15 protein-coding genes and 5 tRNA genes are annotated in these 13,102 nt (G+C 38.1%); all 20 read left to right on the plus strand.

The genetic code is table 11. The features are described from left to right. Positions 1 to 714 precede the first annotated feature (714 nt). The 20 genes from DET49_RS06850 to rplJ all read left to right on the plus strand — a co-directional run bounded on the left by DET49_RS06850 (position 715) and on the right by rplJ (position 13,063). The gene (locus DET49_RS06850; protein ID WP_133547361.1) at positions 715 to 1,074 is read left to right on the plus strand and encodes a helix-turn-helix domain-containing protein; all 360 of its coding nucleotides are present in this window, start codon (positions 715 to 717) and stop codon (positions 1,072 to 1,074) included. 153 nt (positions 1,075 to 1,227) lie between these two features. Then, the gene (locus DET49_RS06855; protein WP_133547362.1) at positions 1,228 to 1,515 is read left to right on the plus strand and encodes a hypothetical protein; all 288 of its coding nucleotides are present in this window, start codon (positions 1,228 to 1,230) and stop codon (positions 1,513 to 1,515) included. A gap of 6 nt (positions 1,516 to 1,521) precedes the next feature. Next, entirely contained in the window at positions 1,522 to 2,250 is a 729-nt protein-coding gene (locus DET49_RS06860; protein ID WP_133547363.1) for a zeta toxin family protein, read from the plus strand. A 335-nt stretch (positions 2,251 to 2,585) separates the two neighbouring features. Then, complete coding sequence (locus DET49_RS06865) at positions 2,586 to 2,816, plus strand: PspC domain-containing protein (protein ID WP_133547364.1); 231 nt, start codon at positions 2,586 to 2,588, stop codon at positions 2,814 to 2,816. A gap of 170 nt (positions 2,817 to 2,986) precedes the next feature. Continuing rightward, positions 2,987 to 5,065, plus strand: coding sequence for an amino acid carrier protein (locus DET49_RS06870; RefSeq protein WP_133547365.1), 2,079 nt, complete (start codon positions 2,987 to 2,989; stop codon positions 5,063 to 5,065). A gap of 483 nt (positions 5,066 to 5,548) precedes the next feature. Next, positions 5,549 to 6,718 carry an acyl-CoA dehydrogenase family protein gene (locus DET49_RS06875; RefSeq protein ID WP_133547366.1) on the plus strand — a complete coding sequence of 390 codons (1,170 nt, stop codon included), beginning with the start codon at positions 5,549 to 5,551 and terminating at the stop codon, positions 6,716 to 6,718. An 81-nt stretch (positions 6,719 to 6,799) separates the two neighbouring features. Further along, positions 6,800 to 6,994, plus strand: coding sequence for a 30S ribosomal protein S21 (gene rpsU / locus DET49_RS06880; protein WP_070055026.1), 195 nt, complete (start codon positions 6,800 to 6,802; stop codon positions 6,992 to 6,994). 99 nt (positions 6,995 to 7,093) lie between these two features. Continuing rightward, complete coding sequence (locus DET49_RS06885) at positions 7,094 to 7,987, plus strand: tyrosine-type recombinase/integrase (RefSeq protein ID WP_133547367.1); 894 nt, start codon at positions 7,094 to 7,096, stop codon at positions 7,985 to 7,987. 28 nt (positions 7,988 to 8,015) lie between these two features. Continuing rightward, positions 8,016 to 8,318, plus strand: a complete 303-nt coding sequence (gene hpf, locus DET49_RS06890; protein WP_133547368.1) for a ribosome hibernation-promoting factor, HPF/YfiA family — start codon at positions 8,016 to 8,018, stop codon at positions 8,316 to 8,318. Between the two features lie 100 nt (positions 8,319 to 8,418). Then, positions 8,419 to 8,492 (plus strand) — tRNA-Thr (locus DET49_RS06895). Between the two features lie 201 nt (positions 8,493 to 8,693). Beyond that, a tRNA-Tyr gene (locus DET49_RS06900) sits at positions 8,694 to 8,775 on the plus strand. A 73-nt stretch (positions 8,776 to 8,848) separates the two neighbouring features. Then, positions 8,849 to 8,921: transfer RNA gene (locus DET49_RS06905), tRNA-Gly, on the plus strand. Between the two features lie 147 nt (positions 8,922 to 9,068). Beyond that, a tRNA-Thr gene (locus DET49_RS06910) sits at positions 9,069 to 9,140 on the plus strand. Positions 9,141 to 9,196: 56 nt separating this feature from the next. Continuing rightward, positions 9,197 to 10,384, plus strand: a complete 1,188-nt coding sequence (gene tuf, locus DET49_RS06915; RefSeq protein ID WP_133547369.1) for an elongation factor Tu — start codon at positions 9,197 to 9,199, stop codon at positions 10,382 to 10,384. 62 nt (positions 10,385 to 10,446) lie between these two features. After that, positions 10,447 to 10,519, plus strand: a tRNA-Trp gene (locus DET49_RS06920). 19 nt (positions 10,520 to 10,538) lie between these two features. After that, entirely contained in the window at positions 10,539 to 10,736 is a 198-nt protein-coding gene (gene secE / locus DET49_RS06925) for a preprotein translocase subunit SecE (RefSeq protein WP_133547370.1), read from the plus strand. An 11-nt stretch (positions 10,737 to 10,747) separates the two neighbouring features. Next, on the plus strand, positions 10,748 to 11,299 hold the full coding sequence (gene nusG / locus DET49_RS06930; protein ID WP_133547371.1) for a transcription termination/antitermination protein NusG: 552 nt from the start codon (positions 10,748 to 10,750) through the stop codon (positions 11,297 to 11,299). Between the two features lie 76 nt (positions 11,300 to 11,375). Beyond that, complete coding sequence (gene rplK, locus DET49_RS06935; RefSeq protein ID WP_057482053.1) at positions 11,376 to 11,813, plus strand: 50S ribosomal protein L11; 438 nt, start codon at positions 11,376 to 11,378, stop codon at positions 11,811 to 11,813. A gap of 18 nt (positions 11,814 to 11,831) precedes the next feature. Beyond that, positions 11,832 to 12,530, plus strand: a complete 699-nt coding sequence (gene rplA, locus DET49_RS06940) for a 50S ribosomal protein L1 (protein ID WP_133547372.1) — start codon at positions 11,832 to 11,834, stop codon at positions 12,528 to 12,530. Positions 12,531 to 12,541: 11 nt separating this feature from the next. Then, on the plus strand, positions 12,542 to 13,063 hold the full coding sequence (gene rplJ, locus DET49_RS06945) for a 50S ribosomal protein L10 (protein ID WP_133547373.1): 522 nt from the start codon (positions 12,542 to 12,544) through the stop codon (positions 13,061 to 13,063). The last annotated feature ends 39 nt before the right edge of the window (positions 13,064 to 13,102 follow it).

Raw genomic sequence — 13,102 nt, forward strand, 5'->3', positions numbered from 1 at the left:
TAAAGTATCAAAAACCGGCCCTGCTCACCTAAGAATGCAAATTTTAGATTTGCACGAATAGGTAAAACCTATTACATTTATAGCATTGCGAATAACCATATAATGTAGTGGTCTTATCCCATGTGCAACGCCTATGTAGTTTGCACAGGTAGCGGACCGGTATAACCGGGCAAAAGGCAGAGCTTTTTGCTACCGGTTACGCCCTCATTATTCTGGGGCGCATTTAATGTTTTTTGATATCAATTGTAGGGATAGGGGCTGTGGTTTACTGCTTTGAAGCGAGTGAGAGAACTTTACCATTAATGAATGGTATGTACGCCTTAAGATATTTATTTTTCTCGTTTTCATAGTCGTAGATTATGTAAACGATGTGTTTAAAAGAAGCACGAAGGGATTCATGATTGGTAAGAATACCAATAGGACGAACTCCAATGCTCTGGTAGTGGCACCGCTAAGAGCCGCCACGATTAAATCATGGTTCCACAGAGGCTAACATGGAGAACGCCTTATTGGATTTATTACGAAAATACGATAAAATCCAATATTAGGCGACTCCACGATCAGCTCACATGGAAATTTAGCGGTTTTCTACTGTGACTGACATCGTTTTGAGAGAATTTAATTCACTCTCTTAATTATCGCTAATACTATTGGGATCAAATATACAAAAACTTTTTAAATAACCCACTATAGTGGAGTAAAAAAAATTAATTGATGGTAGAGGAACTTAAGGTTATAACAATGGCAGAATTTGACTATCACTTAATGCTCCACATAAAAAAATTGAGGGAAGGAAGGTTTAGCCAAGAGGAACTAAGTAAAAAGATGGGGCTAAATAAAAGCTTTGTAGGTAATGTCGAATCTCTACTACAACCTCAAAAATATGGTACAAGGCATATTTCTCTTTTAGCTAAGGCTTTCGGATACAATAGTATTGATAAGCTTTTAAACTTTTCTACACCAAAATACGACAAAGTTCATATTACTATACGGGTTACATCTAAAATGAATAGTGTGGGTTTACCATCCAGAGGAAAAGTAGTTGAGGTCAAGAAGGTTGAACCGGTTGAATAGTATAATATATTCGATAATACCTTTATTCTTCGAAGCATTTGAAAGTAAACCCAATGCCAATAATAATGATCCAGAATGCTTAGCTTACAACAGTAATTTGTTTGCATAAATCCTCGAAAAATTGTAAGTTTATAACTTAGTTTCTTAGTGCAAATGGAAAATAATAGAAAATATAAATTAAGAAAGGCAGCTTTAAAGCCTGGCGTAAAAAATAGGAGGTTTAAAGTGTTGGAAGATGATAGAGATCTTTCCTTTATAGGAGCGATTGCTGCTAGTGCTACAAATGAGGCTTATCATAAGGCTATAGCGATTTCAGAGAGTATTATCGAAGTAGAAGATGGTAAAGTAATTCGCAAACAAAAGGATGGAAGTTTTGAAGTTATTCAAACCTTAGCACCTCGAAAGTCAGTACAAAAAGGAAAAACAATTACCATACCTTAATTTATTATGGCCAGCAAAAGATTGCGAATGTTTGCAGGTCCTAATGGCTCCGGAAAAAGTACCATTTTTAATAAAATACGTTCGCAATTTAGTCTGGGTATTTATCTTAATGCCGATGAGATTGAGAATCTTCTGCGCAACCGGAACCAGTTGTCCTTAAAGGCATTTAACCTTAGTGAATCCCACGGAATAAAATTTAATAAATTTCTTCAAAATCATTCTCTTTTCCAAAAAGCTTCTTCCCAAGGTTATAGCATAGACCTTAATTGCCAAAATGGTATAATATCTAACCCTAATAATGCCACGCATTCGTATGAGGCTTCAATTCTTACGGATTTTTTAAGAACCGAATTAATTCAGGCTGGTCAAAAAATTACATTTGAAACGGTAATGTCACATCCTTCTAAAATAGAAACACTAAAGAAAGCCAAGAAATTAGGTTATAAGAACTACTTATATTTTATATGTACAGAGAATGTAGAAATTAATAAAGCGAGGGTTGAAGAGCGTGTGAAGAGCGGTGGTCATAATGTGCCTCCCGAGAAAACAGAACAACGATATTACAGAAGTCTTGAACTACTGCCGAAAGCAATAGAAAATTCTTACCGGTCATTTATTTTTGATAATAGTGAAAATACCTCGAAATTAATACTCGATGTTTATCAGGGCAAAAAAGTTACTTTTCAAACTGAAGAAGTACCGCTTTGGGTAGATAAGTATTTTTTGAATTTATAAATATAAGTTACTTAAATTTATTCAGGATTATGTATACCCCTAGAATATTTAATAGTTACTTAGGTTTGAATTTGCCGTGTTTTAATGTTTTTGAAGGTAACCAAAATGTAGATTGTAATAAATTGGCGAAATTAATTAACAAACATAATTTGGAAGGCTTCTTTGCGGCTCTTGAATAATCTAAAACGAAAAATAAATCTTCATCCACCTTACATCTTTATTATGTCATTATTCAATAGGTTTAATTTTCCAGCGGGAATAGGAGCGCGGATTGTACTGTAAATACGAATTTTTTCATTAAACTCATAAAAACTTAAAATCCTATCTTTGTACTAATGCAGAAGATGGTCCACAATATTCGTTATTTTTTTGAAAGACACGGCTTCTATGTGTCTTCGCGCATGGCCGACAAATTGGGGATGCGTGCTAAGAGTGTGCGCTTATTCTTTATCTATGCTTCGTTTTTTACTTTGGGATCCTGGTTTATAGTTTATTTAGTTCTGGCTTTTTGGCTAAAACTTAAGGATTTGGTCTATACTAAAAGAACTTCGGTTTTTGACCTTTAAACCGCTTTAAGATGCATTTTTTGCAATTTTAAACCTGATTTGAAGGGTTTATTCAATTTTTATTTAACAGTATCTTTACATTTTAACTTGTAAAAATTTGATAAAGCCTATTTTTTTAGCATCTTGCTTCGCGGAAATATTCATTCTAAACTTAACAACCAATATTCTATATGAGAAAGTATCTGCTTTCAATGTTCTTTTTGTTTTCAATTTTCACAATTAATGCACAAGAACTTGATGTACAGGCCAAAGTTGGCAACCCTTCAAGAATTATTAATAATGGTTTTGTAGACCTTGAAGTAACAGGAGGAGAACCCCCATATATTTATCAATGGTCAAATCCTGAAACGTCTTTAGAATCTTCCCGGGCCGAAAACCTAACGGAAGGGGTTCCTTACAAAGTTGTAGTAACCGATAGCCAGGGCAATTCGGTGACAAAAAGTTTTCAGATAGAGGCGGAAGCTATCACCGAGCATTTTAACGGAACTTTTGTACCAATCGTTGAAGCAATGACGTCGGTGCTGTTTTGGGATCCGTTTTCTGCAATCGGAATTTACGATCCTAAGGTATATGCTGAACAAAGAAATGTACCAACCCCGGATTGGAGTGCAGACGCACAGGATGTATATACTTTAAAAGAATGGAGGGTAGAACAGGGCGCTCATGTCGAAGAAGGTGATCTTATTGCTATTGTGAGTTCACAAAATAATGGGGACTTAAATGTATATGCCAACGCTACCGGAACAGTTGATTACCTTGCAGAGGAAGGAGAAACGATCTGGGATTACCAAAGCAGTTCTGACCTTATTGAAACCAATGCCCATATGCTGGCTCAAATACAATTTGACGAGCCAGAGATCCTGACCAATCCTAACGGGACACCCGTTACTCACGATATTCCATTTATTGTAGTGTGGTTAATTTTTGGAGCTGCATTTTTTACCGTAAAAATGGGCTTTATCAACTTTAAAGGATTTAAACACTCGATAGATCTGGCACGTGGAAAATACGATGAGCCGAATGCTCCAGGAAGTATTACACACTTCCAGGCCTTGGCAACCGCAGTTTCTGCAACAGTAGGACTTGGTAACATCGCAGGGGTGGCCGTTGCAATATCCCTTGGGGGTGCAGGAGCGACTTTTTGGATGGTAATTGCCGGTCTGCTCGGGATGGCTTCAAAGTTTGTGGAGTGTACCTTGGGTGTAAAATATCGTTTTATCAATTCTGAAGGAAGAATCTTTGGTGGACCTATGAATTACTTACGTTACGGACTGGAAAAAAGAAATATGCGTGGTTTAGGGAAATTCCTTGCTGCATTTTTCGCGGTTCTTGGGATCGGAGCTTCTTTTGGAGGTGGAAATATGTTCCAGGCCAACCAGTCATTTGAAATCCTTTCGGGTCAGTTTTCTTTCTTAGTAGGAAATGGATTTTGGTTCGGAATTGCCATAGCTATTCTTGTAGGAGTTGTGATTATCGGAGGTATTCAAAGTATCGCTAAAGTAACAGGTAAAGTAGTGCCTATTATGGCAGTGGTGTATGTACTTGGAGCTTTAACGGTAATCTTTATAAATATAGAAAACATAGGTCCGGCATTTGCTGCGATCTATAATGGTGCTTTTAATGCCACGGCACTTAAAGGTGGAGTAATAGGTGTGCTTATCGTTGGTTTCCAACGTGCAGCATTCTCTAACGAGGCAGGTGTTGGATCTGCGGCTATCGCCCACTCGGCAGCAAAAACAAACCATCCGCCATCGGAAGGTTTTGTAGCTTTATTAGAGCCTTTTATAGATACCGTTGTGGTATGTACCTTAACTGCTTTGGTATTGATATTTACCGGTATGCACGAGGTGCAGGGAGTAGGTGGAGTACAGTTAACCTCAGATGCTTTTGCAAGTGTGGTTTCCTGGTTCCCATATGTATTGGCACTAGCAGTTTTCTTGTTCGCATTTTCAACCATGATCTCCTGGTCATACTACGGAATGCGTTCGTGGACCTATTTATTCGGAAAGAGTAAAAAGACAGAACTGGCATATAAAATATTATTCCTGATATTCGTTGTGGTAGGAGCTTCGATTAGTTTAGGAGCCGTATTAGATTTCTCTGATATGATGATCTTAGCGATGTCTTTCCCTAACATTATTGGTTTATATATAATGTCTAGTGAGGTTAGAAGAGATCTAAACGAATATTCGAGAAAATTAAAGGCCGGGGAATTGTTTAAGAAACCATCCGGGGCTAAAGCCAGCTAACTTTAAGAAATAAACAATCTATTAAATCCCATTTTGTGTTCATAAGGAACAAACAAAATGGGATTTTTCTATAGGGATGGATTTGCTACAGTATTAGGCCGTATTTAACCTTGAGGAAATAGGTACTGAAAAAGAGCATAGGCCTGTTTCGTCATTGGCTGGAATATTGTGTAGAACAAAATTCATTATCAGTTTAAGACAATAGCTGGAAATGAGTAGTATGCAATTCATGGAATTTTCAACAGAAATTTTAAGACAGCTTACTCATATTTTAATATTATTTAAAGAATTATCAGAAATAGAATGTTTTCCTTCTGATAAAATCGATGGAATTCAATTATATTTGGCCTTAAATTGATTATTCGGAAAAATCCGTCATTTCAAATATTAGCTAACTGAATAAACTTAGAATTAAAAATTGGGTTTATTTTAGTTACCGGGAGGTAGCTTTCCTGCATATGAAAAGAAAAAAAGAATAGTAGTATGAATACAATGTATTTTACAGAAGAGCACGAACTTTTTAGAAAGAGTTTTCAGGACTTTTTAAAGAAAGAAGTGGTGCCACATATCGATAAATGGGAAAAATCAGGAACTATAGACCGCTTTATCTGGAAGAAATTTGGAGAGATGGGGTATTTTGGCCTGAACCAGCCTGAAGAGTACGGCGGAATGGGACTTGATATTTTCTATACCGTGATTTTTCTTGAAGAACTTCAGAAGATAAACAGCGGTGGTTTTGCTGCAGCCATGTGGGCTCACGCTTACCTGGCGATGACCCACGTAAACAAAGAAGGAGACGATGCGATTAAGAAAAAATACCTCACCCCAAGTATTGATGGGGATAAAATAGGATGCCTGTGTATCACTGAGCCTTTTGGAGGTTCTGATGTAGCAGGCATGCGAAGTACCGCCATTAAAAAAGGTGATAAATATGTTCTGAATGGCTCTAAAACTTTTATTACCAATGGGATTTATTCAGATTACCTGGTAATTGCAGCTAAAACCGATCCTGAAAAGGGGAATAAGGGAATGAGTATTTTTATAGTGGATAGGGATACTCCTGGGATCTCGGCTTCTAAATTGGATAAACTGGGCTGGAGAGCTTCGGATACCGCGGAACTCGCCTTTGATGATGTAGAGATTCCTGCTGAAAATCTAATGGGAGAGGAAGGAAAAGGATTTTCTTATATCATGCAGCATTTTGCCTTAGAACGTTTGATTATGGGGATCAATGCGCATGCCCGTGCTGAGTATGCCCTGGATTATGCCATTGATTATATGGGTGAAAGGGAAGCCTTTGGTAGGACCATTGATAAATTTCAGGCCCTAAGACATTCAGTAGCTGATATGGCCAGTGAAATAGAAATGAATAAAGAATTCAATTATTCTATCGCAAAACGCCTTGATGATGGGCAATATGTGGTCAAAGAAGCCAGTATGTCTAAGTTGCTTTCTACTAAAATGGCCGATAAGGTGATTTACGAGTGCCTCCAGATGTTGGGTGGTTACGGATATATGGAAGATTATCCTTTAGCAAGGATGTTCCGCGATAGCCGTTTAGGACCAATTGGAGGAGGAACCTCCGAGATTCTTAGGGAGATTATCGCCAAGATGGTGATAGACAAGAAGGAGTATAAGCCAGCGGCAAAATAACCTTGAAATAAATAAAATAATAATTGTAGGTTCTCAGATTTAATTTATCTTTGCAGCCTAAAGAAAGGAGGTGATGACACTATGTTAATAATACCAGTAAAAGACGGAGAAAATATAGATAGAGCGCTAAAGCGTTTTAAGCGAAAATTCGATAAAACCGGAACAATGCGCCAGCTGAGAAGCCGCCAGCATTTCACGAAACCTTCTGTTGCCAAGAGAGCTCAGCATCAAAAAGCCGAGTACATCCAGCATTTGAGAGATCAGGAAGATATCTAGTAAAAGGATATTATCGAATTTTTCCGGAGCTATTCGGAAAAACAATATAACTGTTGATAGATTAAAGTTTGCTAACTTTGTCTGTCAACAGTTTTTTTTATGCCCTTTTCCCACTTTTTAGATTACCTCGGGTTGGAGAAAAAATATTCTCCCAATACCCTGACCGCGTATAAGGCGGACCTTATATCCTTCTCCGAATTTATGTTATATGAATTCGAAGAAAAGGATCTTGCCAAGGTTCATTATCCGCAGATAAGAAACTGGATCGTGGCCCTGGTAGAGCAGGGCGTCTCCAATAGAAGTATTAACCGAAAGATTTCTTCTTTAAAAGCCTATTACCGTTTTTTACAAAAAACCGGGGATATAGAGTTTTCACCACTGACCAAGCATAAAGCTTTAAAGACCTCGTCTAAGATACAGGTGCCATTTTCGGAAGCTGAAATTACCCAGGTATTAGAGCAGATCGATACTTCTGATTTTGAAGGCTTAAGGGATCGATTGATCGTGGAGCTTTTTTATACTACCGGGATCAGGCGTATTGAGCTTATTGAACTCAAACTTGATGATGTTAATCTTGCCGGCAGGCATATCAAGGTGCTGGGGAAAAGGCAGAAGGAGAGAATCATTCCGCTTCTGCCAGGGGTGATTGCTAATCTTGAGATCTATATCGGTAAGCGTGCCGATGTTACAGCCAGGGAAAAGACCCCAAACCTGTTTGTTTCCAAAAATGGTATTAAATTATACGAAAGCCTTGTTTATAGAATTATAAATAATTATTTTAGTAAGGTGTCTGGCAAAATTAAAAGAAGTCCGCATATCCTGCGGCACTCTTTTGCAACACATTTATTGAACCAGGGTGCTAACCTGAACGCTGTTAAAGAATTGCTTGGGCATTCCAGTCTTGCTGCCACGCAAGTCTACACCCATAATAGTATCGCAGAGCTTAGTAAGGTGCATCAAAAAGCGCATCCCAGGAACAGTAAGACCGACTAAAATATTGTTTAATTTAATTTTACAGAAGATGAAAGTAAATGTGCAGTCTGTTAACTTCAACGCTGATCAAAAATTAATTGATTTTATCCAACACAAACTGGATAAGCTTGAAAATTATTACGATAAAATTATCTATGCTGATGTCTTTTTAAAGGTCCAGAACACAAGCGGAAAGGATAATAAAATAACTGAAATTTTATTGAGTATACCCGGCGGGGATATTATGGTAAAAAAAACATGTAAGAAGTTTGAAGAATGCGTGGATGAATGTGCTTCATCGCTACAAAGACAATTAATTAAACGCAAGGAAAAATTAAGTGCTCACGTTTAAATATTTTTTTACATAATTGTTTTGTGAAAGAAATAATTTATATACATTTGCAGTCCGTTAGAAATAGCGGACTTTTTTATGCTAAAAAAGTAGCGTAAAGGCCGATGTAGCTCAGCTGGCTAGAGCAGCTGATTTGTAATCAGCAGGTCGTGGGTTCGAGTCCCTCCATCGGCTCTTGAAATTTTGAAATAAAGTGTTTTTTAAGCTTAATTTATTGAGAATTAAGTGGCTGAAAATTTTATAGAAAAATTTTAGAAAAATGCTTTGGACGGTGCTGTAAAATTATGTTTATTTGCAGCCGTTAAAAAACAAACCGTCATAAAGCTTAGCTGGCGCACCGGCTACGGTTCTATGAAATAGTGGAAAAATAAATTTGGGGAGATACTCAAGCGGCCAACGAGGGCAGACTGTAAATCTGCTGTTTTCAACTTCGCAGGTTCGAATCCTGCTCTCCCCACAATAACCTTTAAAGTTCAAGATTCAGGGATGTGAAAATTCGGAACTTTAAGTGAAAGCCTTGAATCGATAATGCGGGAGTAGCTCAGTTGGTAGAGCGTCAGCCTTCCAAGCTGAATGTCGCCGGTTCGAACCCGGTCTCCCGCTCTTAAAATGGAGAACAGGAAGTTTTGCTTCTTGTTTTCTTGATTTATTTTTCCGGTTTAAGTAACTATTAAACATCCCGTAAACCAATGTTGGTTTATGGTTTTTCTTGTTTGAACCGGTGAACCTTGAAAGTGGAACTTTCGGCTTGCCGACGTAGCTCAGGGGTAGAGCGTTTCCTTGGTAAGGAAGAGGTCACGAGTTCAATTCTCGTCGTTGGCTCTAGATTGTATTAAATTGAACACTAATATATAACTAAGATTAAATAAGTATTAATTATGGCAAAGGAAACATACGATCGTTCCAAACCTCACCTTAACATAGGTACAATTGGACACGTGGATCACGGAAAAACGACTTTAACAGCAGCGATTACTAAAGTGATGGCTGATGCTGGATATTCAAAAGCTAGTGCTTTTGATCAAATTGATAATGCTCCTGAAGAAAAGGAAAGAGGTATTACTATTAACTCTTCTCACGTTGAGTATTCTACTGCTAACCGTCACTACGCTCACGTTGACTGTCCTGGTCACGCGGATTACGTAAAGAACATGGTTACTGGTGCTGCTCAGATGGACGGTGCAATTCTTGTAGTTGCTGCCACTGATGGGCCTATGCCACAAACTCGTGAACACATCCTTCTTGGACGCCAGGTTGGTATCCCAAGAATCGTTGTATTCTTGAATAAAGTTGACCTTGTTGATGATGAGGAGCTTTTAGAGCTAGTTGAAATGGAAGTAAGAGATCTTCTTTCTTTCTATGAGTATGATGGAGATAATGGTCCTGTAATTTCAGGTTCAGCTCTTGGTGCTCTTGAAGGTGATGAGAAATGGAGTAAAACCGTTCTTGAGCTTATGGAAGCTGTGGATTCTTGGATTGAACTTCCTGAGCGTGATGTAGATAAGCCTTTCTTGATGCCAATCGAGGATGTATTCTCTATTACTGGACGTGGTACTGTAGCAACTGGTCGTATCGAGACTGGTGTTGCAAATACTGGAGATCCTGTTGAGATTATCGGGATGGGAGCTGAAAAGCTTACTTCTACTATTACTGGTGTTGAGATGTTCCGTAAGATCCTTGATAGAGGTGAAGCTGGAGATAACGTAGGTATCTTGTTAAGAGGTATTGAAAAATCTCAGATCTCTAGAGGTATGGTAATTACCAAGCCTGGATCTGTAACTCCTCACGCTAAGTTTAAAGCAGAGGTTTATATCCTTAAAAAAGAAGAGGGTGGACGTCACACTCCATTCCATAATAACTACCGTCCTCAGTTTTACGTACGTACAACTGACGTAACAGGAACAATTAACCTTCCTGATGGAGTTGAAATGGTAATGCCTGGTGATAACCTTACTATTACTGTTGAACTTATCCAGACTATCGCAATGAATGTTGGTCTACGTTTCGCTATCCGTGAAGGTGGTAGAACAGTAGGTGCTGGACAGGTTACTGAAATTTTAGACTAATTACAGTTTAGATATAAAAAGGTTTCCCGCTCGGGCGGGAAACCTTCCTTTATATTATATTTACGGGTTTAGCTCAGTTGGTAGAGCACTGGTCTCCAAAACCAGGTGTCGGGAGTTCGAGCCTCTCAACCCGTGCAAATACCTTTAGAATCACATGGCAGGAATTAGCAATTATATATCAGAATCTTATAACGAATTAAGAAACCACGTTACCTGGACAAGCTGGCCCGAAGCGCAAAGGCTTACCATTTTGGTAGCGGTTTTTTCCATAATTTTTTCTCTGGCTATTTGGGGAGTAGATACCGTTTTTAGCTCCGCTATTGAGCAATATTTCGAATGGATTAAATCTTAAAAAATATTACAATGGCAGAGGGAAAAGATAAAAAGTGGTATGTAGTTCGTGCCGTTAGCGGTCAGGAAAACAAGGTTAAAGACTATATTGAGAAAGAAGTGCACCATCTTGGGATGGAAGACTACCTGGATCAGGTTTTAGTTCCTACCGAAAAGGTTATCCAGATCAGAAATGGCAAGAAAGTAAACAAAGAACGTGTTTATTTTCCCGGTTATGTGATGATCCAGGCGAATCTCGATGGAGAGATGCCGCACGTTATAAAAAACATTAACGGTGTTATTGGCTTTTTGGGTGAAACAAAAGGAGGAGATCCAGTTCCACTTAGAAAATCTGAAGTGAACAGAATGCTTGGTAAAGTAGATGAACTTTCAGTGAAGTCCGATAATATCGCGATTCCATTTACTATTGGAGAAACCATAAAGGTTATTGACGGTCCGTTTAATGGCTTTAATGGTACGGTAGAAAAGATAAATGAAGAAAAGCGTAAGCTTGAGGTAATGGTTAAGATTTTCGGAAGAAAAACCCCATTGGAATTAAGCTATATGCAAGTAGAAAAAGTATAAAAATTTTAGTTACATATTTTTTGATGGTTTTTTAAAGCTTCCACTCTAACAAACTATCACCTTAAAAATTTAGAAAATGGCAAAAGAAGTAAGTAAAGTTGTAAAACTACAAGTTCGCGGAGGTGCTGCTAACCCATCACCACCAGTTGGACCTGCTTTGGGTGCTGCCGGGGTAAATATCATGGAATTCTGTAAGCAATTCAATGGTAGAACCCAGGATAAACAAGGTAAAGTATTGCCGGTTGCGATTACGGTTTATTCAGATAAGTCTTTTGACTTTGTGATTAAAACCCCTCCAGCTGCAGTACAATTGTTGGAAGCATCTAAGAACAAAAAGGGTTCAGGAGAACCAAACAGAAAGAAAATAGCAAGTGTTTCTTGGGATCAGGTTAGAACTATTGCAGAAGATAAGATGCAGGATTTAAATGCCTTCACCGTAGAATCTGCAATGAAAATGGTTGCTGGAACAGCTCGTTCAATGGGAATAACTGTAAAAGGTGATGCACCGTTTTAATCCAAAAAGAAATTAAAAATGGCAAAATTAACTAAAAAGCAAAAAGAAGCCCAATCTAAGATCGAGAGCAATAAAGCATACTCGGTGGCAGAAGCTTCAGCTTTAATTAAAGAAGTTGCTAACGAAAACTTCGATGCATCTGTGGATTTAGCGGTTCGTTTGAATGTAGATCCAAGAAAAGCCAACCAAATGGTAAGAGGTGTTGTAACCCTTCCACACGGTACTGGTAAAGATGTAAAAGTACTTGCGTTAGTTACTCCAGATAAGGAAGAAGAGGCGAAACAAGCCGGAGCCGATTATGTTGGTCTTGATGAATATCTTGACAAGATAAAAGGTGGATGGACTGATGTTGATGTAATCATCACCATGCCTAGTGTAATGGGTAAATTAGGACCTTTGGGACGAGTACTTGGACCAAGAGGGCTTATGCCTAACCCAAAAACAGGAACAGTAACTATGGATGTTGCCAAGGCAGTATCTGATGTTAAAGCTGGTAAAATCGACTTTAAAGTTGATAAAACCGGTATTGTTCACGCTGGAATTGGAAAAGCATCTTTTGAAGCTGAAAAAATTGCTGGAAACGCGAGAGAATTATTAACTACTTTAGTGAAGTTGAAACCTCAGGCATCTAAGGGTGTGTATATTAAAAGTATCCACATGTCTTCTACAATGAGCCCGAGCGTTCAGGTTGATACTAAAAGGTTCACTGAGCAATAATAGTATAGATTATGACAAGAGAAGAAAAATCAATAGTAATTGAAGATTTAACTGCCCAGTTAACAGATAATTCTGTGGTTTATTTAGCAGATATATCTGGCCTTGATGCCGGAACAACTTCAAACTTACGTAGAGCTTGTTTTAAAGCTAACGTTAAGCTGGCTGTAGTTAAAAATACATTGCTTTCCAAAGCGATGGAAGCTTCAGATAAAGAATTTGGAGACCTTCCTTCAGTATTGAAAGGCAACACTTCCATAATGTTTTCTGACACTGGTAATGCACCAGCCAAAGTAATTAAAGAATTCAGAAAGAAAAACGAGAAACCACTACTTAAAGGAGCTTTTGTTGAAGAGGCTGTTTATGTAGGTGATGATTACCTTGACACCCTTGTAAACATCAAGAGTAAAGAGGAAGTTATCGGGGATATCGTTGGACTATTACAATCACCTGCTAAGAATGTTATTTCAGCACTTCAGTCTGGTGGCGGTAAAATAGCTGGAATCCTTAAGACACTTTCAGAAAAGGAAGGATAAAATAGTACGCACTTTTTAACAAATATAAATTAAAGAACT

Source organism: Salegentibacter sp. 24, from assembly GCF_004362395.1.
In the GTDB taxonomy this organism is placed as follows: Bacteria; Bacteroidota; Bacteroidia; order Flavobacteriales; family Flavobacteriaceae; genus Salegentibacter.

What these genes read in the sequence shown, in the direction of transcription:
- rplJ (WP_133547373.1), top strand. Translation starts at nt 12,542, where the DNA reads ATGACAAGAGAAGAAAAATCAATAGTAATTGAAGATTTAACTGCCCAG.
- DET49_RS06870 (WP_133547365.1), top strand. Translation starts at nt 2,987, where the DNA reads ATGAGAAAGTATCTGCTTTCAATGTTCTTTTTGTTTTCAATTTTCACA.
- rplA (WP_133547372.1), top strand. Translation starts at nt 11,832, where the DNA reads ATGGCAAAATTAACTAAAAAGCAAAAAGAAGCCCAATCTAAGATCGAG.
- rpsU (WP_070055026.1), top strand. Translation starts at nt 6,800, where the DNA reads ATGTTAATAATACCAGTAAAAGACGGAGAAAATATAGATAGAGCGCTA.
- DET49_RS06855 (WP_133547362.1), top strand. Translation starts at nt 1,228, where the DNA reads ATGGAAAATAATAGAAAATATAAATTAAGAAAGGCAGCTTTAAAGCCT.
- DET49_RS06875 (WP_133547366.1), top strand. Translation starts at nt 5,549, where the DNA reads ATGAATACAATGTATTTTACAGAAGAGCACGAACTTTTTAGAAAGAGT.
- DET49_RS06850 (WP_133547361.1), top strand. Translation starts at nt 715, where the DNA reads ATGGTAGAGGAACTTAAGGTTATAACAATGGCAGAATTTGACTATCAC.
- DET49_RS06885 (WP_133547367.1), top strand. Translation starts at nt 7,094, where the DNA reads ATGCCCTTTTCCCACTTTTTAGATTACCTCGGGTTGGAGAAAAAATAT.
- DET49_RS06860 (WP_133547363.1), top strand. Translation starts at nt 1,522, where the DNA reads ATGGCCAGCAAAAGATTGCGAATGTTTGCAGGTCCTAATGGCTCCGGA.
- hpf (WP_133547368.1), top strand. Translation starts at nt 8,016, where the DNA reads ATGAAAGTAAATGTGCAGTCTGTTAACTTCAACGCTGATCAAAAATTA.
- rplK (WP_057482053.1), top strand. Translation starts at nt 11,376, where the DNA reads ATGGCAAAAGAAGTAAGTAAAGTTGTAAAACTACAAGTTCGCGGAGGT.
- DET49_RS06865 (WP_133547364.1), top strand. Translation starts at nt 2,586, where the DNA reads ATGCAGAAGATGGTCCACAATATTCGTTATTTTTTTGAAAGACACGGC.
- nusG (WP_133547371.1), top strand. Translation starts at nt 10,748, where the DNA reads ATGGCAGAGGGAAAAGATAAAAAGTGGTATGTAGTTCGTGCCGTTAGC.
- tuf (WP_133547369.1), top strand. Translation starts at nt 9,197, where the DNA reads ATGGCAAAGGAAACATACGATCGTTCCAAACCTCACCTTAACATAGGT.
- secE (WP_133547370.1), top strand. Translation starts at nt 10,539, where the DNA reads ATGGCAGGAATTAGCAATTATATATCAGAATCTTATAACGAATTAAGA.